Raw genomic sequence first — 24,768 nt, forward strand, 5'->3', positions numbered from 1 at the left:
TTAGTGTCCCCTGATCTCCGCGACCTCGATGTGTGGCATGAACCACGCGTAGTAGGCGACGGTCAGCAGCGCGAGCGAGAGGAACATCCCCGTCGCGTACAGGCCGAAGTACTGGGTCCGGGCCAGCGTCAGGTACTCCCCGGTGAACAGCGTCGCGAACACGATGGAAAGCACCGTCAGCCCGCCCATCGCGACCAGTCCCTCGATGGCGTCGGAGGCGTCGTGGTACTCGACGACCCACCGGGTGTCGGTGTCGAGCCACGGGAGCGAGACCGTCCCGCCGTCGGTGACCGGCTGGACGTCGTCGGGCGGTCGCACCGCGCGGTTCATGAACTGGTGGACCGCCGCCAGCGTCCCGACCAGCGCGAACAGCGCCACCCAGACGATGACGCCGACCTGGCTCGGCGAGAGCTTGTTCGGCGTGTCGACGAGTCCAGCCAGCGGCCGCGTCTCCGTGACGCTCTCGTCGATGGCGATCTCCTCGGACGGCGGCTCCCCGTGGAGGGCGACGTACCACATCGGGAGCAACACCGCCACGACCAGCAGGCCGATGAGTATCGTGTTGCGTCGCATAGTTGATCCGGGCCCCGAGCGCCGACCGGAGCGGGGCGTGTACTCGGAGCTACCCCGACGAACTCCCTGAACTACCGGCCTGAGATCTTTGGTCTTTTATAAGCGACTGCCGCCCGAATATGTTCGGGGGAACGCTCACCGCGCGGTCGCCCTTAGGCGAATCCGTGACCGACTGCGTCCTCGCCGAGGTGGAGGTGTTCGATCCCCCCTCGTGTCACGTCTCACACTACGCGGACGAGGAGTGGGACGTGTGTGACGTCTCCCGGAGCGCGCTGAGCGGCGTCGACGGGGACGTGGTCGAGGAGTTCACGCTCACCGGCGACCCGGACGCGACACCACCGTCGGTCGAGGACAGCGACCACGTCGAGCAGGTGTTCTCCTACGACGACGAGCACGTCTACCGGCTCTCACGGCCGGCCGACCAGGGCTGTGTCTGTGAACGGATCGAGCGGTCCGGCTGTGTCGTCCAGGACCTGTCCGCCGTCGAGGACTCCGTCATCGTGACGTTCCTCGTCGAGGACGTCGAGACGCTCCGGGACGTCGTCGGGGACCTCCGGGAGACCGGCGACACCGTGAGCCTGCGCCGCCTCGTCGAGAGCGCGAACAGCCCGAGCAGAGCCAGACCGGCCGTCCTCGACCGCGAGGCGCTCACCGAGCGTCAGGAGGAGGTACTGGAACGCGCCTACGAGATGGGCTACTTCGAGCACCCGCGGGACGCGACGGCCGGCGAAGTGGCCGACGCGCTCGGCATCGCCACCGCGACGTTCACCGAACACCTCGCGGCGGCCCAGCGGAAACTGCTGGACGACCTGCTGGAGCCGTGTTGACTCGGCGGTCTATTCACCTGCCCGATAACTCTTTACGAGACGCGACCGAACGGCGAAACGATGTCCAAGAAGCTACTCGCAGTCGTGGCCGTCGTCGCCCTCGCCCTCGTGTACGTCGCGAAGAAGTGAGGCCGTCGCGGCAGTGGTACCGCCTCCGACCACCCTTTTCAGAACCCTTACCAGCGTCAGCGGCCTACCCCGGCGTATGTACGGCGTCGTCACGCGCAACGAGGCGGAGACCGAGTGGTCGGAGTTCGACCGGGCCTTCTACGAGGTCAAGGACGTCACCGGTCGCGCGGTCGAGCCCATCGAGGGGGCGGTGAACATGGTCTCCTGTTTCGGGGACAACGCCGTCGAGGGCGAGGAAGAACTGCTGGCCTTCGACGACGAGGGGACCGCCGCCACCCGGAACGAACCCTACTTCGACTGGACGTACGTCTGCCCGACCCACGAGCGGTACCGCGAGGGGTTGCTGGACATCGTCGAGGAGGCCGCCGAAGTCGAACCGGACGTCCGGCTGGACGACGTGGGCTTCCCCCGCGAGGAGTACTGCCACTGCGACCGCTGTGAGCGCCGCTTCGCCGAGAGCGACTTCGAGGACTGGGGCGCGTGGCGCACCGACGTCATCGCCTCCTTCGTCGCCGAGGCCCGCGAGCGCGTCCCCGGCGACCTCTATCTGACGCTGTACCCCGACCCCTATCCCGGCCACCTCGAAGCTCGGTCGGGCGTCGATCCCGACGCCGTCGCCGAGCACGTCGACGAGTTCGTCGTCCCCATCTACGACATGGCCTACTCGACGACCTACTGGCTGGAGATCCTCGCCAAGGGCTTTCGCGACCGTCTCGACACGCCGTTCAGCGTCGAACTGTACGCCGTCGACGTCGACATCGACGACCTCGCGAAGGCCGCCGAGGTCGCCGCGGAGTACGCCCGCTCGGTGCTGTTCGGCTACGACGCCAGCAACGCCCGGGCGACGGTCCGGCGGATGGACGCCGACGCGCGAGCGGGGCGGTCGTTCGGGCCGGAGTGAGGACCGTCGGGCGCACTTTTATCAGTCTCTCCGTCGACCGTCCGAGTATGCGAGAGAAAGTCGACCGAGCGATTCGACGGGCGAAGTACGCGGCGATCGGCGCGGCGATCGGCGGCGGGATCGGCGGACTGCTCAGCCGGAGCGCCGCCAGCACCTTCGCGAGCGTCGGCGCGCTGGCCGGGGCGATCGTCGGGGAGACGTCGGCGGACGCGGCACCGACCATCCGGAAGCTCAAGGACAGGACACAGCGGACGGCAGAGGACTGACGTTCCGTCAGCCGAACCGGCGGTCCCGCCAACGCAGTATCTCCTCGCGGTCCCGGGTGTCCTCGGGCAGTTCGTCGAACCACCGAGCGGCGCTGATCTCGTGGTCGGGGTCCTCGACGCTCGGGTCGGTCGTCGTCGCGCGGGCCTCGTACACCGGGAGGACGCCCCACGTCCGGTTCCCGTCACAGTGGAACTCCACGCGTCCGAGCAGGCCGAGGCCCTCGATGGTCGCGTCGATGCCGCCCTCCTCGCGGAGTTCCCGCAGGGCGGCCTCGCGGAACGACTCGCCGCCGTCGAGTTCGCCACCCGGCAGGACCCACTTGTCGACGCCCTCGTGGCGGACCAGCAGGAGGTCGCCCGACGGGCGGTAGGCGAGGGTGTGCGAACCGAAGGGCGCGCCGTGGTCGCGGGCGGCCTCGGCGACGCGGCGGAACCGGGGGCGCGTGACCCGCCGGTGGCGCGTGAACTCCACCGCGGCGTCGTGTCGGTCCCGCAGGTCGTGGTAGCGTTGCTCGGCCTGCTGGCTCGCCACGTCGGCGAGGTACCACAGGTCGTCGACGGTCGTCATCGACCCGGGCGAGAGCCGGTCCGACTGCCGTGCGACGACGAGCGCGTGGAGGGCGAGCTGCGATCGATCATACCACCACGTAGAGGTGAGAATCACTATAACCCTTCGACGGGGGCGAATCAGTCCCTTTTTCATCGGCGGCCCAGTAGCGACCCCTATGGCATTCGAAGAGGACGACCGCGTCATCCTCCACGACGAGCACAGCGACTACGACGGCGAAGAAGGGACCGTGACACAGGTCGTCGAGACGATGTTCGGCGACGCCAACTACACCGTCTCCTTCGAGGACGGCCAGGAGCAGGGCGTCCCCGAGGACAACCTCGAAGCCGCCGAGGAGTAAGGCCCGATGTCGTCGGTCCCGTTCCACTACGTCGACCTCCGGACCTTCTGTTACGCCACGGAGGACGACAAGCGCGTCGAGCAGGCCCTGCGGACCTTCCTGCCCGAGGAGACCGAGGTGGAGCGGGCCGAGAGCGAGGGCCACTACGGCGACCGCATCGTCGTCCTCTCGGCACGCGTCGAGAACGCCGACGAGATCAGACACGTCCTCTCGCGGGTCGCGAGCCTCGACGACATCGACGACGTCCGCGCGGAACTGGACGACCGGGTCGACGACAACTGTTCGTTCTTCCTCACGTTCGACAAGCAGGCCGCCTTCCGGGGCGAGGTCCGACGCGGCGACGGGATCACGCTGCGGGCGAAGGTCGAGGCCTACCCCGCGAAGCGGGAGAAGGCGGTCGCGAACGCCCGCGAACTGCTGGACGACCTCTGATGTACGAGGCCGTCTACGCCCACCCCGACGGCGACAGCACCGTCGCCCGGCAGGCGCTGACGGCCGCCGACCACGGGTTCGAGGGGATCGTCGTCCGGAACCACGGCGACGAGGCGGCCGACTACGACGGCGAAGCGATCGCCGACGAGTACGGCGTGGACGTGGTCGACGGGATCGAACTCCGCCCCGACGACCGCGGCCGGGCCGGCGGCCTCGTCGGCAACTACCGCTCGAAGCGAACGATCGTCGCCGTCCGCGGCGGGGACCGGAGCATCAATCGATTCGCCGTCGAGCATCCGGCGGTCGACGTCCTCGCACACCCGATGCGCGGCGACGGCGACTTCAACCACGTCCTGGCGAAGGCCGCCGCCGAGAACGGCGTCCGCGTCGAGTTCGCCCTCGGCCGCGTCCTGCGGGACAGCGGCGGCAGCCGGGTCCGCGCGCTCCAGGACCTGCGCAAGCTCCGGGAACTGGTCGCGGACGCCGACGCCCCCTTCGTGGTCAGTGCCGGGCCGACGACTCACCTCCAGCTACGGGCCCCGCGCGAACTCGTCGCGCTCGGCGAGCAGATCGGGTTCGCGGCGGAGACGGTCGGCGAGGGGCTCCGCGAGTGGGGCCGCCTCGCGGAGCGCAACCGCCGGCGGACGAGCGAGTCGTTCGTCGAGCCCGGGGTCCGTATCGAGGACGAAAACGACGCTTGAAACCCGACGCAACCGCGAACGAACACCCACATTTATGCGACAAGCCGGTGGTCGTCTCAACTATGACCGAGGAGCAGCAGACGTTCGACGCGCTCGTGCTCGCCTCGCTCGCGGGCGTCGTCGGCAGCAAGTACCTGCTCGGTGGGGCGCTCGCGGTGATGACCGGATCGGTGAACGGCTCGACGCTCGTGCTCGGGTCCGTCCCGCTGACGCTCGTCGTCGGCGTCGCCCTCGCCGTCGTCGCGGGCGGGTTCGTCGACCGTGCGTCGTGGGCTCGAGCACTCGGCCTCCTCACGTTCCTGACGGTCGTCGGACTGAGCGTCCCCGCGGTCCTCGCCCCCGACCTCGTCATCACCGTCGAGGCCTTCGGACTCGTGCTCGCCGCCAGCTACCTCCTCGTCCGGAACCCGGTCGCGAGCGGCGACGACCCGGAGATCGACGAGGACGACAGCGCCCACCGCGTCGGATCGACGCTGCGCTGAGCGACACCGCACCGTTCTTGACCGGCCAGTTCCAACGTCGGGTGTGACACCGACGACGGAGGCGTACCCGTGAAACACCTCCCCAAGCACCTGCGCCCGCGCTGGCGCTACCTCGCGGTCCGCGTCGAGACGTGGCTGGACGCGGACCTCGGCCGCCGTGCGTTCCAGCGCGAGGTGTGGTACGCGGCACAGAACTTGCTCGGTGACCCCGGGAGCGCCGACGCCGATCTGACGGTCGTCGACTTCGACCACGACGAGGGGACCGGCCACGCGGTCGTGCGCGTCCGCCGGGGCGAGACCGACGCGGCGCGGGCCGCGCTGGCCTGCGTCGACGCCGTCGACGGCGAGCCGGTCGGGCTCCGGGTCGCGGGGACGAGCGGGACGCTCCGAGCCTGTGAAGAAAAGTATATACGCGGCCCGTCGGAATCAGCGGACCAGAGACAGGTCGTGTTCGGGAACGCCAGTCGGCGCGCCGTCAGCCGCGGAGAGCGGTCCGACGTCCGCACCGACGACGCGTTCGTGGGCGCGACGGACCTCGATTTCCGATAACTATGCAGGGTCAAAACCAACAGCAGGCGTACGACCGCGGCATCACCATCTTCTCCCCGGACGGGCGGCTCTACCAGGTCGAGTACGCTCGCGAGGCCGTCAAGCGCGGCACCGCGAGCATCGGCGTCCGGACGAGCGACGGCGTCGTCCTCGCGGTGGACAAGCGGGTGCGGTCCCCGCTGATGGAGCGCTCCTCCGTCGAGAAGATCCACAAGGCCGACGACCACATCGGCATCGCGAGCGCCGGTCACGTCGCCGACGCCCGCCAGCTCATCGACGTGGCCCGCCGGCAGGCGCGGGTCAATCAGCTCCGCTACGACGAGCCGATGGGCGTCGAGACGCTGACCAAGGAGATCACCGACTACATCCAGCAGTACACCCAGGTCGGCGGCGCGCGACCGTTCGGCGTCGCGCTCATCATCGCCGGCATCGCCGACGGCGAACCCCGCCTCTACGAGACGGACCCCTCGGGGACCCCCTACGAGTGGAAGGCACTGGCCATCGGGGCCGACCGCGGGGACATCCGTGACTACCTGGAAGAGCACTACGACGAGGGGATGGATCTCGACGCGGGGATCGACCTCGCGCTCTCGTCGCTCGCGTCGGTCACCGAGGACGGCCTCTCGCCGGAGGGGATCGGCGTCGCCGTCATCGACGTCGACACCGAGCAGTTCCGCGAGCTCTCCGACGAGGAGAAAGAAGAACACCTCGCCGGTGCCGACATCCTCGCGAGCGACGAGGCGGACGCCGCCGACGAGGACACCGAGGAGTAACGCCGCCGCACCACCGACCCGTCGGTCGGTCCGCGTTCGACCGACGCAGTAAGGACTTTAACTGGGCCACCGTTACCCGCTGGTATGATATCGCTTGACGAGGCAGTGACGGCACGCCTCGAGTCCCACGGCCAGCGGTTCGAGGTGCTCGTCGACCCGGACGCGGCGCTCGCGATCAAGCGGGGGGAGTTCGACGGCGACCTGGAGGAGGTCATCGCCGCCGAGGACGTCTTCGAGGACGCCTCGCGGGGCGACCGACCGCCGGAGAACATGCTCGAAGAGGTGTTCGACACCACCGACCCGATGGCCATCATCCCGGAGGTCATCAAGCAGGGCGAGATCCAGATCACGGCCGAACAGCGCCGGGAGATGCAGGAACAGAAGCACAAACAGCTCGTCAACAAGATCGCGCGCAACGCCGTCAACCCCCAGATGGACGACGCCCCCCACCCGCCCGAGCGCATCGAGTCGGCGCTGGAGGAGACGGACTTCCGGGTCGATCCGATGGAGCCGGTCGAGGGCCAGGTCGACGAGGCGCTCGACGCCCTGCGTCCGGTCATTCCCATCCGGTTCGACGAGGTCACGGTCGCGGTGCAGGTCCCGGCCGACTACGCGGGGAGCGCGCAGGCCCAGATCCGGCAGTTCGGGGACCTCGAACGCGAGGAGTGGCAGTCCGACGGCTCGTGGGTCGGCGTGCTGACGTTCCCCGCGGGGATGCAGAACGACTTCTACGACCTCGTCAACGAACACACCAGCGGCGAGGCCGAGACCCGGATCATCAGGGACGAGGACGACATCAGCACGCGAGGCTGAGAGCGAGCGAACCCCAGAAGCGAGTTTCCGAACCGCGACCGCGGTTATCCCTTCTTGAAGCCGACGAGGAACCCGCCGGTGAAGCCCGCGCTGACCGGCAGCGCGGAGAGCAGCGACGTGACCCAGCCCGGGGGCTGGCCGGCGGCGGTCTGTGTCCCGGTCGCCGTCGCGTCCTGGGCCGCGCCCCCGATGGCCTGCCAGTTCACTTCGAGGATGCCACGCGTCTCGAGGAACTTGAACAGCGCCAGCTCCATCCCGACCAGGATGGCGATGATCTTCGCGACCTTCTTGGCGGCGAAGCCGATGACCCCGCCGATGAGGCCGCCAGCGCCGAACTCGAGCCCCATCTGCTGGAGGCCGAGTCCGTCCAGTTGGAGTGTGAACGGTTCCATACTGATACCCTGATTATCACACAGTAAATCCTTTGTGCTAACACGCCCGGCGGTGAGCGGCCGATCCGGGAGCCACCGGCGGGGCGTCGGCCCGCACCACCCGGCAGATTATATAATCGGCCGCCGTAGGTGGAGACGAGTGACGGCGACACACACCACCGAGCGTGCGGTACTCGCGAAGCGTGTCGACAGCGGGACCGCCGACACCGAGGAGATCCGCGATCTCGCGAGAGCGGCGGGCTACGACGTGGTCGGGGAGATCACACAGACCAGGACGGAGGACCCGGCCTACCACCTCGGCGAGGGGAAGGTGACCCGACTGGCGAACGCGGTCGCCCGCGAGGAGGCGACGGCGGTCGTCTTCGACAACCAACTGGGGCCGTACCAGACGTACAACATCGGGAACGAACTCCCGAAGGGGGTCCGGGTCATCGACCGGTTCCGTCTCATCCTGGAGATCTTCGGCCAGCGCGCCCAGACCCGGAAGGCACAGCTCCAGGTCGAACTCGCGGAGCTGCGGTACGAACTGCCCCGGGCCGAGGCGAAGGCCAGCCTCGCGAAACGCGACGAACGGCCCGGCTTCATCGGGCTGGGCGAGTACGACGAGTCCCGCGAGGAGGACATCAAGAAGCAGATCTCGAACATCCGGGACGAGCTGGCGTCCATCGAGGAGACCGAGCAACACCGGCGGGAACAGCGCCGGGAGTCCGGGTTCGACCTCGTGGCGCTGGCGGGCTACACCAACGCCGGGAAGTCCACGCTGTTGCGCCGGCTGGCCGAGGACCTCGACATCGACGAGAACGAGGACCGCCACCCCGACCTCGACACCACCGCCGAGAGCGAGGACCGGCTGTTCACGACGCTGGGGACGACCACTCGGCGAGCGGAGGTCGGCAAGCGCGAGGTGCTGGTGACCGACACCGTCGGCTTCATCCAGGACCTCCCCCACTGGCTCGTCGAGTCGTTCAAGTCGACGCTGGACTCGGTCTACCGGGCGGACCTCGTCCTGCTGGTCGTCGACGTCTCCGAGTCCGTCGCGGAGATCCGGGAGAAACTCGTGACGAGCCACGACACTCTCTACGAGCGCAACGAGGCACCCATCGTCACCGTGCTCAACAAGACCGACAAGGTCGACGACGAGGAGCTCCGGCGCAAGCGCGACGCGCTCTCGAAGCTCGCGCCCAACCCCGTCGCCGTCAGTGCCAAGGAGGGGCTGAACGTCGACGCGCTGGCCGAGCGCATCGACGACGAACTGCCGGACTACGAGCGCGAGCGGCTCGTCCTCCCGATGACCGACGAGACGATGAGCGTCGTCTCGTGGATCCACGACCACGCCAACGTCGAGGACGTCGACTACGGCGATCAGGTCGTCATCGAGTTCGAGGCCCGGCCGGCCGTCGTCGAGCAGTCCCGCGCGAAGGCCGGCGACCTCGTCGGCGCGTCGGCCTGACTCGGGGTCCCTCGCTCAGTTCTCGCCCCACAGCGCCGTCGGAACCGCCTCCAGGAGGTCCGTCGCCACGAGCCCGTAGCCGCGCTCCTCGACGACCGCGTCGCCGGCGTCGCCGACCGCGTGAGCGGCGATGGCCGCGGCGTGCCGCGGGTCCTGGACGGCTGCCAGCGCGCCCGTGACGCCGGCGAGCACGTCCCCGGTGCCGCCGACGGTCATCCCCGGATTCCCGGTGCGGTTGACCCGCGTCCGGTCGCCGTCGGAGACCACGTCGTACGGCCCCTTGACCAGCAGCGTGTGGCCGATGTCGGCCGCGAACGACTCGACGAGGGCGGCCCGTTCGCGCCAGTCGTCGCTGGTCTCGCCGCCCATCTTTCGGAGCTCGCCCTGGTGTGGCGTACAGACCAGCGTCGCGTCGGTGTCGACGCCGGGGACGACCTGCAGGGCGTCGGCGTCGACGACGGCGGTCCCGTCGAGCGATCCGAGGAGGTCCTCGACGGCCGCCAGCGTCTCGTCGGCACCGCCCAGGCCCGGCCCGAGGACGACGGTGTCGTGGGCGGCCGCCCGGTCCGCGATGGCCGGGACGTGATCGGGCGCGAGGTGGTCGCCGTCGTAGGCCTCGACGATCAGGTTCTCGGAGTAGCCCTGGATCTCGCGGGCGACGGTCTCGGGTGCCGCCACGCGGACGAGGTCCGCGCCGGCCCGGAGCGCCGCCTGCGCGGAGAGGGCCGGCGCGCCGGTGTAGGGGCCGCCGCCGACCACCAGCACCTCGCCGTTGTCGCCCTTGTGGCTCGCGGGGTCCCGCGCGAGCCGCTGGAGGTCGCCCCGCTCGACGAACAGCTCGGCGGCGTCGGGGATGCCGATGTCGGCGACGGTCACCTCCGCGTCGAGGGCGTCCAGCCCCGGCTTGGTGTCGTGGAAAGTGACGACGCGGTCGGCGTCGACGGCGTCGTCGGCCAGGGTGCCGTCCTCGGCGTCTAGGCCGGAGGGGACGTCCACCGAGAGGACCGGCGCGTCGGCCTCGTCCATCGCCGCGGCGGCCGTCGCGGCGGGTTCCCGCAACGCCCCGCTGATCCCGGTCCCGAGCATCGCGTCGACGACGAGGTCCGGATCGCCGAGGTCGACGGCCGTCGAGTCGCGGACCTGTTCGGTGTCGTACTCGCTCTGTCGGAGCGCCGCCCAGTTCTCGCGCGCGATGTCGGTGGCGATCGTCTCCGGGCGGCCGAGCAACAGCACGCGGGGGTCGTAGTCGTCGAGGAAGCGGGCGGCGACCAGCGCGTCCCCGCCGTTGTTGCCCCGGCCGGCGACGATCGTCACGCTGTCGCCGGGGGCGACGAGGTCCCGGACCGCGCGGGCGACGGCGTTGCCCGAGGACTCCATCAACTGCTTGCGCGGCACGCCCAGCGCCGCCGCGTTCTCGTCGACGACGGCCATCTCGGAGCCAGTGAGCATACGCGGGAGTAGCGCCGCCGTCCCCTAAAAGTGCGCCCCGGCACTCACCACCGGACGTCGAACCCGTCCAGCCCCTCCGGGTCCTCCTCGCGGACCTCGACGTCGGTGACGTCGGCCCGCGAACTCCCCTCGTGACAGAACTCGATCATCGCGTCAACGTCGTCGGGCTCGCCCTCGAAGACGGCCTCGACCCGGCCGTCGTCGAGGTTCCGGACCCAGCCGTCGACCCCCGCCTCGCGGGCGGTGTCCCGCGTCGTCGCCCGGAAGTAGACGCCCTGCACGCGGCCGCTGACGTAGACGTGTGCGCGCTCTCGTGACATATCGTGGCGTGTGTCCGCCGCCGACAAAAATCGTCCGTCGGTCGCGGCCGGCGCGTCTCACTCCCCGCCCGACCGGAGGTAGTGGAAGAGGTACGTCTGCGTGTAGCCGGCGTACTCGCCGCCCAGCGTCTCCCGGATGGCCCGCGAGGTGTCGGCGTAGTTCCCCCGGTCGCAGTCCGGGTAGTACTCCTCGATGGTGGTCCTGATCCAGGTGTCAAGCGGCACCGCCTGCAGGTAGCCCAGCGAGAACAGGAGGACGCAGTCGGCCACCTTCTCGCCGACGCCGACGAACTGCGTGAGGTACTCGCGGGCGGCCTCGTACTCCCGGCCCCGAGCCTCGTCGGGGTGGGCCGCCCCGTCGGCGACCAGCTCCGCCGACCGCTGGACGTAGGGGGCGCGGTAGCCCAGGTTCAGGTCCCGCAGGTCGGCCTCGCTGGCGTCGGCCAGCGCCTCGGGGGTCGGGAACGCGTGGTAGGTCCGGCCGTCGAAGGTCACCCGCTCGCCGTACTCCCGTCGGAGGGCCTGTTGCATCCCGTGGATGCGGCCGACGCGCATCTGTGCCGAGCAGATGAACGCGATCAGCGTCGGGAACGGCGGGTCCCGGACGATCCGCATCCCCCAGTAGGCGTCGTAGGCCGACCGGACGACGTCGTCGGCCGGTGCCGTCTCGCGGATGGCCGGCAGGTCGTCGCCCAGCCCCAGCAGCCGACGGAGGATCGGCTCCGCGTCGACCGACCCGTCCCAGTGGAGTCGCCCGTCGGCCTGGCGAGCGCGGATCACCTCGGGCTCGCCGTCGATCCGGACGGTGGTCCAGTACCACGCGTCGCCGCCGCTGGCGGCCGTCCGCTCGTACATCTCGCCGTCCTCGCGGTCCCAGAGGTACGACTGGCCGCTCTCGACCGTCGCCTGGAGGTCCAGCGGACCCGGCAGTTCCGCCACGTCGATGGTGCCCCGGGGCATCACCGTCCCGAACGGAGCCGAGCCCTTTCCGGGTTTCCATCGCCGACGGCCGTCTGAGCGGGGGCGGACGCCGGCGGTCGGATTCGGGTCCGCTATTGAGTGCTCCGGACCGCTATTATCAAGCGCTTTACCGGGGGACGGGCAAGATCCGCCGTCCACACCCGCCACAGCCACCCGTCACCCACTGTCGTGGTGTCTCGCGATCCGCCCCCGTGTGTGGACACGCTCTGTGGAGCCCTGCCTCGCTCCGCTCCCCATCTCTCCCCGCCGCTCAGGCCTCGCCGTACACCGGCACGGCCGCGCCGCTGGTGACCGACGCGGCGTCCGAACAGAGGAACAGCATCACGGCCGCGATGTCCCGCGGGTCGACCCACTCGTCGAAGTCGGCGTCGGGCATCATCTCGCGGTTCATCGGCGTGTCGATGACGCTCGGCATCACGCTGTTGGCCCGCACGGTCCCGAGGTTCTCCTCGGCGACGGTCTCGGTCAGCAGGCGGACCCCCGCCTTCGTCGCGCGGTAGATGCCGTCGCCCTCGCCGCCCTCCAGCGACGAGCGGGCGGACACCGAGACGACGGCCCCCTCGGTCTCCCGGAGGTGTGGCAGCGCGTGTTTCGAGGCGAGGAACATCGTCTTGAGGTTCACGTCGAACAGGAAGTCGAAGGTGTCGGCCTCCGTCTCGTCGAGGGGGTCGCCGCCGCGCCAGGTGCCCGCGATGTTGAGCAGGTAGTCCAGCCGACCGTGGTCGTCGACCACCGACTCGACCACGTCGGCGACGTCGTCCTCGTCGGTGAAGTCCCCCTGGTAGAAGTCGATGCGGTCGGGGTCCGACAGCTGGAAGTCCTCGCTGTCGGGCTCGACGACGTCGGCCCCGCAGACCGTCGCGCCGGCCTCCTCGAAGGCGTTGGCGACGGAACTCCCGAGCGCGCCGCCGACGCCCGTGACGAGTGCGACCTCACCGTCCATATCGAAGCTGACAGACATACCGGACGGCAGGGCCGGCAGGCGGATAAAGGCTCAGGGCGTGACGACCAGCTTCCCGAGGAAGCTGTCGTCGAGCACCGCCCGCTGGGCGTCCCCGACCTCGGCGAGCCTGTACGTCTCGGCGACCTCGGCGGTGAGTTCGCCGTCGGCCAGCAGCGTCCCCAGGCTCTCCAGCACGGCCCCGAAGTCCGGCGTGTTGAACATCGAGACGTGGTGGACGGTGAGGTCCTTCGCCCGGCAGGCTGGCACGTCGTCGAAGGTCGCCGCGGGGTCCGTGTTACCGATGGCCCCGATCCGGGCGCTCTCGGCGGCCACGTCGGCGTCGAACGAGAGGTAGTCGTCCAGGCGGTGGTCGAGGACGGCGTCGGGACGGCCAGCCTCGACCACGGCGTCGGCGAGGTCGTCCCGCCGGTAGTCGAGGACGTCGTCGGCTCCGAGGTCTCGCAGCCGGTCGTGGTACGTCGGCGAGGCGGTGGTCGTCACGCGCGCGCCGGCGGCGTCCGCCACCTGGACCGCGACGTGGCCGACCCCGCCGCTCCCGCCGTGGACCAGCGCCCGCTCGGCGGGGTCGAGCGAGCAGGCGTCGACGAGCGTCTGCCACGCCGTGACGCCGACCAGCGCGACGGCCGCGCCCGTCTCGAAGTCGACGCCGTCGGGGAGGTGTGCGAGGTGGTCCTGGGGGACGACGGCGTACGCCGCGCAGGTCCCCTGCAGCCAGTTCCCCAGCCCGGTGGCGAACACGCGGTCGCCGTCCTCGTAGTCGGCCACTCCGGCCCCGGTCTCGGCGACGGTGCCCGCGCAGTCGCTCCCGGGCACCCAGGGGAGTTCGGCCGGCTCGTAGCCGCCCTCGCGGAAGTACGTGTCCACGGGGTTGACGGCCGCGGCCGCCACCTCGACCAGCACCTCGTCCGCGCCCGGCTCGGGCCGGGGGACCTCGTCGACCGTGAGTACCTCCGGCCCGCCGTGCTCGTGGAATCTGACTGCTCGCATACCCGACCAGAGACGGCCCACCGGCAAAAGCGCCCGGCCCGCCGCTACAGGCTGGCCAGGTTCTGCCTGAGCTTGATCGTCGCCGTCATCAGCGTCGTCGCCGTCATGATGACGAACACGACCTGGACGTGGAGGACGACCACGCGGTCGAGGCCGACGAGGACCGCCAGGTCGACGGCCAACACGAGCGCCGCGAACAGCAGGACCGGCAGGAGGTGCCGCAGGAGCGTGTCGACGACGGTCCCCTGGACGCGGGTCTCGACCGCCCCTCGGCGGCCGTAGGCGACCCCCGCGCCGGCGAACGTCAGCGCGCTCACGCCCAGCAGCGCGAGCAGTGCCGGGTGGCGACCGACCAGCGCCATCCCGAGGACGACGACGGCGACGGCCACCGCGGCCGCCCGCGTGGCGAGGCGCTCGCGCCCGCCCCCGCCGTCCGTCGCCGTCGGCACGACGCTGTCGTAGAGGATCCGCATCGTCACCGCGAGCAGGAGGACGTGGCCCAGCAACAGGCCGCTCTTGAACGGGAGGCGGACGCTGGTGACGATCTCGGCGAGGCCAAGCAGCGCGAACCCGACGGCGAGCAGGCCGACGGCCGCGAGGTAGTCCCACAGCCGGTGTTCGGTCACGAGCTCCGTCGCCCGCCGGTTCAGGTGGGCGTAGTAGGAGAAGCGCAGCCCCAGCGCCACGAGCAGCGTCAGCGCGACGAAGAAGATGAACGTGAGGTTGGGGTTGTTCGGCGCGAAGGGCAGCCCGACGTCGACGACGCTACCGGCCATCGTCCGCTCCTGGCGTCGCCAGCCCACGTAGCTCTTGCGTTAGGTGCGCAGCGGTCTCGTAGCGGGCGAGCTTGCCCGTCGCCATCGCCTTCCCGACGATGTCGTCGACCGCCGGGGGCACGTCGGCCACGTCGCTGGGCGTCGGTGGCTCCGCGTCGACGACCTGCTCCCTGACCGCCCCGAAGGTCCCGGTGTAGGGGTGCCGGCCGGTGAACAGCCGGTGACAGACCGCACCGAGCCCGTAGATGTCGGTCGCGTGGTCGACCTGCCCGAACCGCCGCTCGAAGTACTCCGGCGCGGCGTAGCGCGGGTCGAGAAACAGCGACGGGTCGAAGTACCGGCGGTAGACGTGCAGCAGGCCGACGTTGTCAAGCAGCGGCGGCTGGCGCTCCCCCTCCCGGAGGACGTTGCCGTAGTAGGCGACCGACTCGGGGTCGATCCCGGCGTGGACGAGTCCCCGTTCGTGGAGTGTCGCTACGGCCTCGGCCAGCCGCGCGGCGTGCCAGGCGGCCTCGGCGGGCTCGAACCGGTCGCGCTCGGCCAGGGTCGTCTCGGTGTACTCCGTCGCCGCCCACAGCTGGGGGTCGGCGTGCCAGTCGTAGACCGAGACGACGTTGTCCACGTCCCCGACCGACACCCAGTCGGAGAGCCGCGAGCGGAGGTCCCGATCGAAGGCCGGCACGTCGGCGTCGCCGCCCCTGAGCAGCCGGAGCGCGACGGCGCGTTCCTCGTTGTTGACGACCCCGAGCGTCCGGTAGGTGTCGGCGTAGCGTCGTCGGTTCCGCGGCGCGAGGACGGTGAGACGGTCGAACTCGCTCTCGTACTCGACGAGCGAGAGCCACTCGCTCTCGTTTGCCCGGGGGCGCTGGCCGATCGTCCGCCCCTCGTCGTCGTCCGGGGCCGCGTCCGGAGCCGTGCCGTCCTCGTCGTCCTCGTCGGTGTAGACCCGCCGGCCGCCCGCGGGACCGGACCCCGCGACCGACGTGCGTCCGATGTCCCGGTTCCCGAGGCCGTGCCTGGTCGGTCCGGACCGCTCCAGTCGATGCCCGTCGCCCCTGTCGGTGGTGGAGTCGTCGACAGCGCTCTCGACGGTCTCGGGGTACCGGGCGGCGAGGTACTCCAGCGCGAGCCCCGCGGCGAGGCCGTCCCCGTCGCCGGTCCGGTCTGCGAGGCGACCGGCGACGTGGCCGGCGGCGTCGGGGTGGGACTCCGCGACGACACACAGCGCCGTCGCCGCGCCCAGGCGGACCTGCCGGTCGCCCTCGTCGAGCAGGCCCAGCAGCGCCGGAATCCGGTCGCGAGAGACGGACTCGGCGGTGATGACCGCCGCCACCAGTTCGGCGGGGCCGGGCGACGACCGGGAGTCACGTGTCATCTGCGCGTTAGCAAACGTCTCTCGTGAAGAGATATCACGCTTTTGGTGAGTCTCTGGGATCTACTCGGCGACGAGAGTCAGTCTATCAGGTGTGAGAATCGCGAGGGAACGCTTTAATCCGAAATTTCCGTAGCCGAGAGCGATGACAAGCGACAGGGACTCCGCGGTGCCCGGGATCGTCGGCGACAGCTACGCCGCGCGGCTGGGGACCGCACTCGCGTTCGCCGTCGTCGTCATCGTCGCCTTCGGCGCGCTCGTGAGCGTGCAAGCGTCCGCGACACTGGAGGAGGACGTGGCCGGCGACCTGACGGCGCTGTCGGACACGCAGGCGGCACAGGTGGACGCCTGGCTGGAGACGGTCCGCCGGGACGTCAGGACGACCTCGGCACAGCCGGTGTTCAGCGAGGGGTCGGACTCGGAGATCCAGGCGCGTCTCGACGGGATGGTCGCCGACGACCGCGTGCCGCCGGACGTGGTCGCCGTTCACTACGTGAACACCGCGAACGGGGAGATCCTGGCGAGTTCGGACGAACAGTTCGTCGGCGTCGACGCCGCCGAGCAGGGCGCGCCGTTCGCGACGGACCCGCCGGAGTTCGGCGGCCCCGACGACACCCACGTCACGGAGCCGTTCAGGGTCTCCGTCGTCGACCACCCGATCGTCGCCGTCGTCTCGCCGGTCCCCGGCGCGGAGGACCGCGCGATGGTGTACATGACCGACCTCGAATCGAAGGCCCGCTCCGTCTCGAACCAGCGGGCCGGGTCGTTCACGACTGTCGTCGACACCGACGGCACGTTCGTCGCCCATCCGAACGTCTCGAAGATCGGGACGACCGCACCCGTCGCCGACCGCGAGGGGTCGCCCCTGGCCTCGCTCGCGCCGGGCGACAGCACGTTCGTCGAGACGGAGATGATGCTGATGGGGCTCTCGCGGCTGGACTCGCAGGACTGGGTGGTGATGGTCCACGCGAACCCCGACCGGGCGTACGCCCTGAGCGACCAGATCAACGCCGACCTCGTCGGACTCATCCTGCTGGCCGTGATCAACCTCGGGCTGGTCGGCGTGACCATCGGCGGCAACACCATCGCCTCGCTCCGCCGCCTCTCGGCGAAGGCCGAGGCGATGGCCGACGGCGATCTCGACGTGGAGCTGTCGACGCCCCGACGCGACGAGTTCGGGACGCTGTACGACGCCTTCGACAACATGCGGGCGAACCTCCGCGAGCAGATCGCCGAGGCGGAGGCCGCCCGGGAGGAGGCCGAGCGGGCGAAGGAGGAGGCCGAGGCGGCCAAAGCCGACGTCGAGGAGGAGCGCAACGAGATGCAGGCGCTCTCGGGCCACCTCGAACTGAAGGCCGAGGAGTACAGCGACGCCCTGGAGGCAGCCGCCGACGGCGACCTGACCGCCCGGGTCGACGAGGAGAGTATGAGCGACGCGATGGCAGACGTGGGCAGCGAGATCAACGCCGCCCTGGCCGCGCTCGAAGACACGATCGCCGACACGAAGGCCTTCGCAGCGAACGTGTTGCAGTCGAGCGACCGGGTCGGCTCCAACACCGAGCGCGTCGACCGGGCCGGCGAGCAGGTGTCTCGCTCGATCCAGGAGATCTTCGAGGGGACGACCGAGCAGAGCGACCGCCTCCAGGACGCCTCCGAGGAGATGGACAACCTCTCGGCGACCGCCGAGGAGGTCGCAGCCTCCGCACAGCAGGTCGCCGACACCTCCCAGTCGGCGGCCGAGGTCGGCGAGGACGGCCGCGAGGCCGCACAGCAGGCCATCGACGAGATGAACGCCATCGAGGCCGAGACCGAGGAGACGGTCGCGGAGATCAACGCCCTCGACGAGGAACTCGACGAGATCGGGGAGATCGTCGGCGTCATCACCGACATCGTCGAGCAGACGAACATGCTCGCGCTGAACGCCTCCATCGAGGCCGCCCACGCCGACGGCGACGGGGCCGGCTTCGCCGTCGTCGCGGACGAGATCAAGGGCCTCGCCGAGGAGACGAAAGACGCCGCCGGCGACATCGAGGACCGCATCGAGCGCATCCAGTCCCAGGCCGGCGACACCGTCGCGACGATGGAGGCCACGAGCGAGCGGATCACCGAGGGCGTCTCGACGGTCGAGGAGACCGTCGACGCCCTGGAGACGATCGTCGAGTACACCGAGGAGGTCGACACCGGCATCCAGGAGATCGACCGCGCCACGGAGGAACAGGCCCGGACCGCACAGGAGGTGATGGGGACCATCGAGGACCTCTCCTCGATCTCCCAGCAGACGGCCGCGGAGGCCGACACCGTCGCCGGTGCCGCCGAGGACCAGGCGGCCTCGATCGCGGAGGTGGCCGACTCCGCCGACGAACTCCGCCGACGGGCCGACGAACTCGAATCGCTGCTGGACCGCTTCGAGGTCGACACCGCCGCCGACGGCGGCGCGGGCGGTGCGACCGCTGCCACTGACGACTGACCATGGACACGATCACACTCTGGTTCGGACTCGGACTGCTGGGCGAACTGCTCGGGACGACCGTGCTCGCGTACGGCTACACGCTCGTCCCCGAGGCGACGCGACGGCGGTACCTGCTGCTCGTCGCCATCCCCGGGATCGCCGTCGTCGCGTACGTGCTGCTGTTCCTCGGTGTCGGGACTATCTCGGTCGGCGATCACACCGTCTACGCCGTCCGGTACGCCGACTGGCTGTTGACGACGCCGATCAACGTCCTCTACCTCGGGCTGCTCGCGGGGGCGACCCGATCGGACCTCGGGAAACTGGTCGGCCTGCAGGCGCTGACGATCGTCTTCGGGTTCGCGGGGGCGCTCGTTCCCGGCCCGCTCGGCTACGGCCTGTTCGCGCTGGGCGCGGCCTGCTTCGGCGGCGTCGTCCGGCTGCTGTACCGGGGCGTGGCCGACGCGGCCGCCGCGACGCTGTCCGACCTCGAACTCAGCCTCTACCGGACGCTGCGGAACTTCGTCGTCGTCCTCTGGCTGGTCTACCCGGTCGTCTGGGTACTCGGTGCGTCCGGCGTCGGTCTGATGGACGTCGAGACCGCCTCGCTGGTCATCGTCTACCTCGACGTGGTGACGAAGGTCGGCTTCGGCGTCATCGCGCTGAACGCGTGGACGACGATCGAGGAGGTGACCGACCCGAGCGAGGCCGACGGCCTCGCGGCGGACTGAAGAACGGACGAGTTAGCGGGCGGTACGGCGACGCCGGGGCGACGGGGTCCCGGTCAGTGGATGCCCATCGCCTCGATCTGTTCCTGGTAGCGGTTCCGGATTGTGACCTCCGTCACCTGCGCCACGTCGGCGACCTCGCGCTGGGTCTTCTTCTCGTTGCAGAGCAGCGAGGCCGCGTAGATGGCGGCGGCGGCGTAGCCGGTGGGGGACTTGCCAGAGAGCAGCCCCTGTTCGGCCGTGGTGTCGATGATCTCGTTGGCCTTGGACTGGACCTCCTCCGAGAGGTCCAGCTCCGAGGCGAAGCGGGGGACGTACTGCTTGGGGTCGACCGGCTCCATCTTGAGCTCCAGCTCCTGGGCGACGTAGCGGTAGGTGCGCCCGATCTCCTTCTGCTCGACGCGGGAGACGTCCGAGACCTCCTCGAGGCTCCGGGGGATCCCCTCCTGTCGGCAGGCGGCGTACAGGCAGGCCGTCGCCACGCCCTCGATGGAGCGCCCGCGGATGAGGTCCTCGTCCAGCGCCCGTCGGTAGATCACCGAGGCGACCTCCCGGACCGAGCGCGGGACCCCCAGCGCCGAGGCCATGCGGTCGATCTCCGAGAGCGCGAACTGGAGGTTCCGCTCGCCGGCGTCCTTCGTTCGGATGCGCTCCTGCCACTTGCGCAGGCGGTGCATCTGGGAGCGCTTCTCCGAGGAGAGGGACCGGCCGTAGGCGTCCTTGTCCTTCCAGTCGATCTGGGTGGTCAGCCCCTTGTCGTGCATCGTCTGTGTCGTGGGGGCCCCGACGCGGGACTTGGACTGGCGCTCCGAGTGGTTGAACGCCCGCCACTCCGGCCCGCGGTCGATGTTCTCGTCCTCGATGACCAGGCCACAGTCCTCGCAGACGAGTTCACCACCGCCGTCGCTGGAGATGTTCTCCGACTCACACTCGGGACAGGTCTGTTGACCCGTGCTCTCGGACTCGCTCTCCTGCTGCTGCTGGTCCGTATCCCGCTGGCGCGTCGGCCGTTCCATATGTTCTTTTAGGGAGAACATCCTATTACGTATAAATGTTTTGCCGGTTCCGCGGGTCGGGAGCCGCCTGAGCCCGCCCCCTACCCCGACTCGCGGGTGAGGGAAGGCTTAACGTCGGGGCGGACGGTGATCCCGGTATGAACGTTGCCGTGCTGGGGGCCGGTGCGCGCGGGCGAGCGATCGCCCGCTCGTGTGTGCGCGCCGGACACGAGGTTCGACTCCACGACACCGGAGTCGAGACGGTGATGGACGGGGTGGACGCCGTCGAACGGGCGGTCGGCGACGACGCGGGCACGCGGGTCGACGGGACGACCGACCGTCAGGGGGCCGTCAACGGTGCCGACGTCCTCGTGGACGCCACCGACGGGTCGGTCGCATCGCGGCGGGAACTCCTCGCGGACGCCGAGCCGCTGCTGGCGACGGACCCGCTCGTGGTCACCGGCGACCCGCGGACGTCCGTGACCGGCGTCGCCGCGGGGCTGCAGGCACCGGGCCGAGCGGTCGGGCTCTCCCTCGTCGATCCCGAGGAGAGCGCCCTCGTCGAGGTCGTCCTGGCCGACCAGACGACCGCCGCGACTCGCGCGGACGCGGTGGCGTTCGTCGAGGGCCTGGACCGCGTCCCTATCGTCGTCCGGGACGCGCCGGGGTTCGCCGCCGCTCGCCTCGAACTCGCCCGCATCGCGGAGGCGATCCGGCTGGTCGAGGCGGGCGTGACGACGGTCGAGGGTGCCGACAGAGCGGCCACGCGGACGACGGACGAACGCGGCCCGCTCGCCCGCGCGGACGAACTGGGCCTCGACGCCGTCCTCGGCGGACTCGACGACCTCCACGAGCGCCTCGGCGATCGGTTCGAGCCACCGAGTCTCCTCCGCGAGGCGGTCGAGGCGGGGACCCTCGGCAAGCGGACCGGCGAGGGGTTCTACACGTGGTCGAACGGCGAACCCGCGGGTCCCGGCGACCTGGGCTCCGAACCGTCCGCCCGCGAGGGCACCGAGGGACGCCCCGACCGACCATGAGTTCCGGAGACGGGTCGGCCGACGGCCCACCGGAGGTCGACGACGACGGCATCGCCGACCTGTTCGACGAGCTCGAGGAACTGGCGGAGATCGTCGACAGCGAGTCCGAGCGCGAACAGGTCAGGGAGGCGATGCGGGCGGCCGTCGAGGCACAGGACGCCGACCCGGCGGTGTTCGGCCGCGTCGTCTGGGGGTTCGATCGGGAGGACTTCGCCGAGGCGGTCCTCGGATCGCTGCTGTTCGGCATCCCGATGGCGGTCGAGGGCGGGACCCGGGACGCGGGACTGCACATCGCCGGCCACCCCCTGTACTTCCTCGGGACGCTCGCGACCGCCGTCGGCCTGGTGTTCGGCATCCTCTACGTCGCGGACTTCCAGGACGTCCGCGTCGCCCGGCGCTTCTTCGGGCTCGTCCCCCGGCGGCTTGCCGTCGTCACGCTGACCGCCTTCGGGACGGCGGTCGCCCTGCTGACCGCGTGGGGGATGGTCACGTGGTCGACCGATCCCGGACTCGTCTGGGAGTCGCTCTGTATCTGTAGCGTGGCGTTCGTCCCGATGGCGATCGGCGGCGCGCTGGGCGACATCCTCCCGGGAAGCTGACCGCTCTCGCGGGACCGTGCCACGGGCTCTCGCTCGCGGCGGCGTTTGGCAACCGTTAAAAGCCGCGGTCGGATACGGAGTGGTATGAGCGAGAGCCAGCAGAAGCGAGCGCAGAAGTGCGTCTCGTGTGGCATCAACATCGCCGGCACGAGCGCCGCCGCGTTCAAGTGCCCGGACTGCGGGCACCAGATCTACCGGTGCTCGACCTGCCGGAAGCAGAGCAACCTCTACAAGTGTCCCGACTGCGGTTTCACCGGTCCGTAACGATGGGGAAGGTAGCCGCCAAGATCAAGGTCATGCCGCAGAGCCCGGAAGTCGACCTCGACGACCTGCAGGAGCGACTCGAGGGGTCCCTTCCCGAGGGAGCGAAGATCAAGGGCTTCGAGCGCGACGACGTCGCGTTCGGGCTGGTCGCGCTGCTGCCGACGGTCATCGTCCCCGACGACGCCGGCGGGACCGAGGCCGTCGAGGAGGCCTTCGCCGACGTCGACGGCGTCGAGTCCGTCGAGGTCGACAGCGTCGGTCGCCTGTAGGACTGGCTCCCGCTTCTCGACGTTCTCGCGCCCGGAGCGGCCGCCACGGCCACGTCCCGGCGGTCGTGGAACGCACGTTTTATTAGGGCGACCGGACAAGCGGAGGGCAAGAATGCCTAGTTCGAACGGCCCCCTCGAAGGAACCCGCGACAAGCTCAAGAACGACCCCCGAGACAGCGGCACGTCGCCGCCCCAGCGCGCAGTCACGGAGTTCGAGGAGGGCGAGAAGGTCCACCTCAAGATCGACCCGTCGGTCCCCGACGGCCGCTTCCACCCCCGCTTCGACGGCCAGACCGGCACGGTCACCGGCGAACAGGGCGAGGCGTACAAGATCGAGATCGTCGACGGCGGCAAGCCCAAGACGGTCATCGCCAAGCCCACGCACCTCCGCCGGCAGGACAACTGAGCGATGACGATATTCAAAGAGAAAGTCGACGAGGAGTACCTCACCCTCGCCGAGACCAAGGACATCCTCGAGGACCTCGAGATGGAGCGGGCGGCCGACGAGGACCGCGAGATGCGCTACGAGCTCAAACGGGCCATCGAGCACGTCAACCGCTTCACGCTGCTGGAGCCCGAGGAGTCCCGCGAGTTCGTCGAGAAGCTCCGGGAACTGGAGAAGGTCGACGAGCCGACGGCGTACAAGATCGCGAACCTCCGGCCGCTGGACCGGGACGAGCTCCGCGCCGTCTTCGCACAGGAGCGGTACTCGCTGTCCGGCGACGAGCTCGACGAGGTTCTCGACGTCGTCAGGCAGTACGCCTGATCCGGACCGTCGGAGAGCAGCGCCGACTGGTACCGACCTCGCCGCGTACCGGTAGACCGCGGCGACGTGCCGTCTACATCGGTCGGTCCACCTACCACCGACATTAAGTGTGTTCTCGTCGTATCGCCTGACATGAGTAGCACGGAGCGCGGCGGCGATCAGATGGTGGCGGCGGTGCTCGACGTCCTCCCCCACGGGCGGAGCGACGACGACCGCCCACAGCACCAGAAGGAGCCGCTCGCGTACGCCTTGGGTCTCGACGAGTTCACCGTCTACGAACTCACGCTCGACGACGGCGACGACATCGCCTTCGGGGATCGAATCGATCTGACGGAGTTCGGGCGCGTGACGCAGGTGGCCTTCGAGGACCTCCCCAGCGGTGCCCGCTCGGAGCTGGAGTACGCCGTCGAGGAGATCGTGGAGGCGGACCACGACCGGTTCGTCGACTTCTACAACGACGCCCAGCCCATCACGCTGCGGCTCCACCAGCTGAACCTCCTGCCGGGGATCGGGAAGAAACTCCGGAACTCGATCCTCGACGAGCGCAAGCGCGAGCCGTTCGCGGGCTTCGACGACCTCGAGGATCGTGTCAGCGGCCTCCACAACCCCAAGGAGGTCCTCATCGAGCGGATCTTGGAGGAGCTCCGCGAGGACGACCTCAAGTACCGGCTGTTCGTCCGGCGGAGCGAGCAGGGGGAGTAGGAACGCTGCGGTCCGAGTAGGCGACCTTTTCACGACCCACCGTCTACGCCGGCGTGATGACAGACACTGCGACCGGGGAGCGCGATCCCGACGCGCTGGTCCGGCGGGCCGGGAAGCGGGCCGACACCCGCCAGGACCAGCACTTCCTCGTCGACGATCGGGTGCTGGACCGCATCCCGGGGTACGCCGTTGAGGCCGGGATGGACCTCGACCACGTCCTCGAGATCGGCGGTGGTCCGGGGGCGCTCACCGACCGGCTGCTGGCGACCGCCGAGCGCGTGACCGTCGTCGAGCGCGACCCCGAGTTCGCCGCCCACCTGCGCGAGGAGTTCGCCGGCGAGATCGGGGCCGACCGGCTGACCGTCGTCGAGGGGGACGCGCTGGCCGTCGACCTGCCGGAGTTCACCGCCAGCATCTCGAACCTCCCCTACGGCGCGTCCTCGGAGATCGCCTTCCGGCTGTTGCCCGAGGGACGACCGCTGGTGTTGATGTTCCAGCGGGAGTTCGCCGACCGGATGGCCGCCGGCCCCGGGAGCGACGACTACGGCCGGCTGTCCGTCGCGGCGGGCCACTACGCCGACGTCGAGGTGGTCGAGACGGTCCCCAAGGAGGCGTTCGACCCACAACCGCGCGTGACGAGCGCGCTCGTCCGGACGACGCCCCGCGAGCCGGACTACTCCGTCCCCGGCGACGAGTTCTTCCTGCGGTTCCTCAAGGCCGTGTTCACCCAGCGCCGGAAGACGATGCGCAACGCCGTCCGCAACACGGCCCACATCTCGGGGCTGGGCGACCCCGACGCCGTCGTCGAGGCGGCCGACGAGGACCTGCTGAGCGCCCGCGCCGGGGACCTGACGCCGGCCGACTTCGCCGCCCTCGCGACGCTGGCCCACGAGGTCGGGAACCCGGAGGACTGAGCG

At 70.1% G+C, this 24,768-nt stretch carries 32 protein-coding genes; 21 read left to right on the forward strand and 11 right to left on the reverse strand.

Annotation, left to right across the window (positions count from 1 at the left end):
- Positions 1–573: a hypothetical protein gene (locus P0592_RS13415; RefSeq protein ID WP_276271406.1), complete on the reverse strand. Its 573-nt coding sequence runs from the start codon at positions 571–573 to the stop codon at positions 1–3.
- 164 nt (positions 574–737) lie between these two features.
- Here P0592_RS13415 and P0592_RS13420 point away from each other — a divergent pair, with 164 nt between their 5' ends.
- The 3 genes from P0592_RS13420 (at position 738) to P0592_RS13430 (ending at position 2,696) form a co-directional block, all read left to right on the forward strand.
- Positions 738–1,400, forward strand: a complete 663-nt coding sequence (locus tag P0592_RS13420; RefSeq protein WP_276271407.1) for a helix-turn-helix domain-containing protein — start codon at positions 738–740, stop codon at positions 1,398–1,400.
- Positions 1,401–1,605: 205 nt separating this feature from the next.
- Entirely contained in the window at positions 1,606–2,430 is an 825-nt protein-coding gene (locus P0592_RS13425; RefSeq protein WP_276271408.1) for an alpha-amylase family protein, read from the forward strand.
- A 47-nt stretch (positions 2,431–2,477) separates the two neighbouring features.
- Complete coding sequence (locus P0592_RS13430) at positions 2,478–2,696, forward strand: hypothetical protein (RefSeq protein ID WP_276271409.1); 219 nt, start codon at positions 2,478–2,480, stop codon at positions 2,694–2,696.
- 7 nt (positions 2,697–2,703) lie between these two features.
- On the opposite strand, the gene P0592_RS13435 is transcribed toward P0592_RS13430, so the two are convergent.
- Entirely contained in the window at positions 2,704–3,264 is a 561-nt protein-coding gene (locus P0592_RS13435) for an NUDIX hydrolase (protein ID WP_276273940.1), read from the reverse strand.
- 157 nt (positions 3,265–3,421) lie between these two features.
- Between P0592_RS13435 and P0592_RS13440 the strand changes: the two genes are divergently transcribed.
- From P0592_RS13440 to P0592_RS13470, 7 genes are all read left to right on the forward strand, one after another.
- Positions 3,422–3,604 carry a DUF1918 domain-containing protein gene (locus P0592_RS13440; RefSeq protein ID WP_276271410.1) on the forward strand — a complete coding sequence of 61 codons (183 nt, stop codon included), beginning with the start codon at positions 3,422–3,424 and terminating at the stop codon, positions 3,602–3,604.
- A gap of 6 nt (positions 3,605–3,610) precedes the next feature.
- Positions 3,611–4,036, forward strand: coding sequence for an RNA-binding protein (locus P0592_RS13445; RefSeq protein ID WP_276271411.1), 426 nt, complete (start codon positions 3,611–3,613; stop codon positions 4,034–4,036).
- Positions 4,036–4,737 carry an RNase P subunit p30 family protein gene (locus tag P0592_RS13450; protein WP_276271412.1) on the forward strand — a complete coding sequence of 234 codons (702 nt, stop codon included), beginning with the start codon at positions 4,036–4,038 and terminating at the stop codon, positions 4,735–4,737. Before P0592_RS13445 ends, P0592_RS13450 begins: the two co-directional genes overlap by 1 nt.
- A gap of 62 nt (positions 4,738–4,799) precedes the next feature.
- Positions 4,800–5,219, forward strand: coding sequence for a hypothetical protein (locus P0592_RS13455; RefSeq protein WP_276271413.1), 420 nt, complete (start codon positions 4,800–4,802; stop codon positions 5,217–5,219).
- Between the two features lie 69 nt (positions 5,220–5,288).
- The gene (locus tag P0592_RS13460; RefSeq protein ID WP_276271414.1) at positions 5,289–5,768 is read left to right on the forward strand and encodes an Rpp14/Pop5 family protein; all 480 of its coding nucleotides are present in this window, start codon (positions 5,289–5,291) and stop codon (positions 5,766–5,768) included.
- A gap of 2 nt (positions 5,769–5,770) precedes the next feature.
- The gene (gene psmA, locus P0592_RS13465; RefSeq protein ID WP_276271415.1) at positions 5,771–6,541 is read left to right on the forward strand and encodes an archaeal proteasome endopeptidase complex subunit alpha; all 771 of its coding nucleotides are present in this window, start codon (positions 5,771–5,773) and stop codon (positions 6,539–6,541) included.
- A gap of 84 nt (positions 6,542–6,625) precedes the next feature.
- Positions 6,626–7,354: a ribosome assembly factor SBDS gene (locus tag P0592_RS13470; protein WP_276271416.1), complete on the forward strand. Its 729-nt coding sequence runs from the start codon at positions 6,626–6,628 to the stop codon at positions 7,352–7,354.
- 44 nt (positions 7,355–7,398) lie between these two features.
- On the opposite strand, the gene P0592_RS13475 is transcribed toward P0592_RS13470, so the two are convergent.
- Positions 7,399–7,746, reverse strand: a complete 348-nt coding sequence (locus P0592_RS13475) for an FUN14 domain-containing protein (RefSeq protein WP_276271417.1) — start codon at positions 7,744–7,746, stop codon at positions 7,399–7,401.
- Between the two features lie 139 nt (positions 7,747–7,885).
- On the opposite strand from P0592_RS13475, the gene hflX reads away from it, so the two are divergent.
- On the forward strand, positions 7,886–9,196 hold the full coding sequence (gene hflX / locus P0592_RS13480; RefSeq protein WP_276271418.1) for a GTPase HflX: 1,311 nt from the start codon (positions 7,886–7,888) through the stop codon (positions 9,194–9,196).
- A 15-nt stretch (positions 9,197–9,211) separates the two neighbouring features.
- Here hflX and P0592_RS13485 read toward each other — a convergent pair whose 3' ends face one another.
- The 7 genes from P0592_RS13485 to P0592_RS13515 form a co-directional block, all read right to left on the reverse strand.
- Positions 9,212–10,645 carry an NAD(P)H-hydrate dehydratase gene (locus tag P0592_RS13485; RefSeq protein ID WP_276271419.1) on the reverse strand — a complete coding sequence of 478 codons (1,434 nt, stop codon included), beginning with the start codon at positions 10,643–10,645 and terminating at the stop codon, positions 9,212–9,214.
- A 44-nt stretch (positions 10,646–10,689) separates the two neighbouring features.
- Positions 10,690–10,965, reverse strand: coding sequence for an acylphosphatase (locus P0592_RS13490; RefSeq protein ID WP_276271420.1), 276 nt, complete (start codon positions 10,963–10,965; stop codon positions 10,690–10,692).
- A gap of 57 nt (positions 10,966–11,022) precedes the next feature.
- Positions 11,023–11,925 (reverse strand): DNA-3-methyladenine glycosylase family protein, encoded by a 903-nt coding sequence (locus tag P0592_RS13495; protein ID WP_276271421.1) that lies wholly within the window; start codon positions 11,923–11,925, stop codon positions 11,023–11,025.
- 271 nt (positions 11,926–12,196) lie between these two features.
- Positions 12,197–12,907, reverse strand: a complete 711-nt coding sequence (locus P0592_RS13500) for an SDR family oxidoreductase (RefSeq protein WP_276271422.1) — start codon at positions 12,905–12,907, stop codon at positions 12,197–12,199.
- Positions 12,908–12,940: 33 nt separating this feature from the next.
- Positions 12,941–13,897, reverse strand: a complete 957-nt coding sequence (locus tag P0592_RS13505; RefSeq protein ID WP_276271423.1) for an NADPH:quinone reductase — start codon at positions 13,895–13,897, stop codon at positions 12,941–12,943.
- A gap of 44 nt (positions 13,898–13,941) precedes the next feature.
- The gene (locus P0592_RS13510) at positions 13,942–14,673 is read right to left on the reverse strand and encodes a hypothetical protein (protein WP_276271424.1); all 732 of its coding nucleotides are present in this window, start codon (positions 14,671–14,673) and stop codon (positions 13,942–13,944) included.
- The gene (locus P0592_RS13515) at positions 14,663–16,048 is read right to left on the reverse strand and encodes a protein kinase domain-containing protein (RefSeq protein WP_276271425.1); all 1,386 of its coding nucleotides are present in this window, start codon (positions 16,046–16,048) and stop codon (positions 14,663–14,665) included. Before P0592_RS13515 ends, P0592_RS13510 begins: the two co-directional genes overlap by 11 nt.
- Positions 16,049–16,190: 142 nt before the next feature.
- Between P0592_RS13515 and P0592_RS13520 the strand changes: the two genes are divergently transcribed.
- Both P0592_RS13520 and P0592_RS13525 read left to right on the forward strand, forming a co-directional pair.
- Positions 16,191–18,512, forward strand: a complete 2,322-nt coding sequence (locus P0592_RS13520) for a methyl-accepting chemotaxis protein (protein WP_276271426.1) — start codon at positions 16,191–16,193, stop codon at positions 18,510–18,512.
- Positions 18,513–18,514: 2 nt separating this feature from the next.
- Positions 18,515–19,222 carry a bacteriorhodopsin gene (locus P0592_RS13525; RefSeq protein WP_276271427.1) on the forward strand — a complete coding sequence of 236 codons (708 nt, stop codon included), beginning with the start codon at positions 18,515–18,517 and terminating at the stop codon, positions 19,220–19,222.
- A gap of 53 nt (positions 19,223–19,275) precedes the next feature.
- Here P0592_RS13525 and P0592_RS13530 read toward each other — a convergent pair whose 3' ends face one another.
- A complete protein-coding gene (locus P0592_RS13530) occupies positions 19,276–20,235 on the reverse strand; it encodes a transcription initiation factor IIB (protein WP_276271428.1) in 960 nt (319 codons plus the stop codon).
- 137 nt (positions 20,236–20,372) lie between these two features.
- On the opposite strand from P0592_RS13530, the gene P0592_RS13535 reads away from it, so the two are divergent.
- The 8 genes from P0592_RS13535 (at position 20,373) to P0592_RS13570 (ending at position 24,765) form a co-directional block, all read left to right on the forward strand.
- Positions 20,373–21,251, forward strand: a complete 879-nt coding sequence (locus tag P0592_RS13535) for a 3-hydroxyacyl-CoA dehydrogenase family protein (RefSeq protein ID WP_276271429.1) — start codon at positions 20,373–20,375, stop codon at positions 21,249–21,251.
- On the forward strand, positions 21,248–21,850 hold the full coding sequence (locus P0592_RS13540; protein ID WP_276271430.1) for a DUF2391 domain-containing protein: 603 nt from the start codon (positions 21,248–21,250) through the stop codon (positions 21,848–21,850). The genes P0592_RS13535 and P0592_RS13540 overlap by 4 nt, the downstream gene beginning before the upstream one ends.
- Before the next feature lie 84 nt (positions 21,851–21,934).
- The gene (locus P0592_RS13545) at positions 21,935–22,114 is read left to right on the forward strand and encodes an HVO_2753 family zinc finger protein (protein ID WP_276271431.1); all 180 of its coding nucleotides are present in this window, start codon (positions 21,935–21,937) and stop codon (positions 22,112–22,114) included.
- Positions 22,115–22,116: 2 nt separating this feature from the next.
- Entirely contained in the window at positions 22,117–22,383 is a 267-nt protein-coding gene (locus P0592_RS13550; protein WP_276271432.1) for an elongation factor 1-beta, read from the forward strand.
- A 112-nt stretch (positions 22,384–22,495) separates the two neighbouring features.
- Complete coding sequence (locus P0592_RS13555; RefSeq protein ID WP_276271433.1) at positions 22,496–22,789, forward strand: 50S ribosomal protein L21e; 294 nt, start codon at positions 22,496–22,498, stop codon at positions 22,787–22,789.
- Positions 22,790–22,792: 3 nt separating this feature from the next.
- The gene (locus P0592_RS13560) at positions 22,793–23,149 is read left to right on the forward strand and encodes an RNA polymerase Rpb4 family protein (protein WP_276271434.1); all 357 of its coding nucleotides are present in this window, start codon (positions 22,793–22,795) and stop codon (positions 23,147–23,149) included.
- A gap of 132 nt (positions 23,150–23,281) precedes the next feature.
- Positions 23,282–23,851 (forward strand): DUF655 domain-containing protein, encoded by a 570-nt coding sequence (locus tag P0592_RS13565; RefSeq protein WP_276271435.1) that lies wholly within the window; start codon positions 23,282–23,284, stop codon positions 23,849–23,851.
- A gap of 56 nt (positions 23,852–23,907) precedes the next feature.
- Entirely contained in the window at positions 23,908–24,765 is an 858-nt protein-coding gene (locus tag P0592_RS13570; RefSeq protein WP_276271436.1) for a 16S ribosomal RNA methyltransferase A, read from the forward strand.
- The last annotated feature ends 3 nt before the right edge of the window (positions 24,766–24,768 follow it).

It is taken from the genome of Haloarcula litorea (assembly GCF_029338195.1).
Taxonomy (GTDB): Archaea; Halobacteriota; Halobacteria; order Halobacteriales; family Haloarculaceae; genus Haloarcula; species Haloarcula litorea.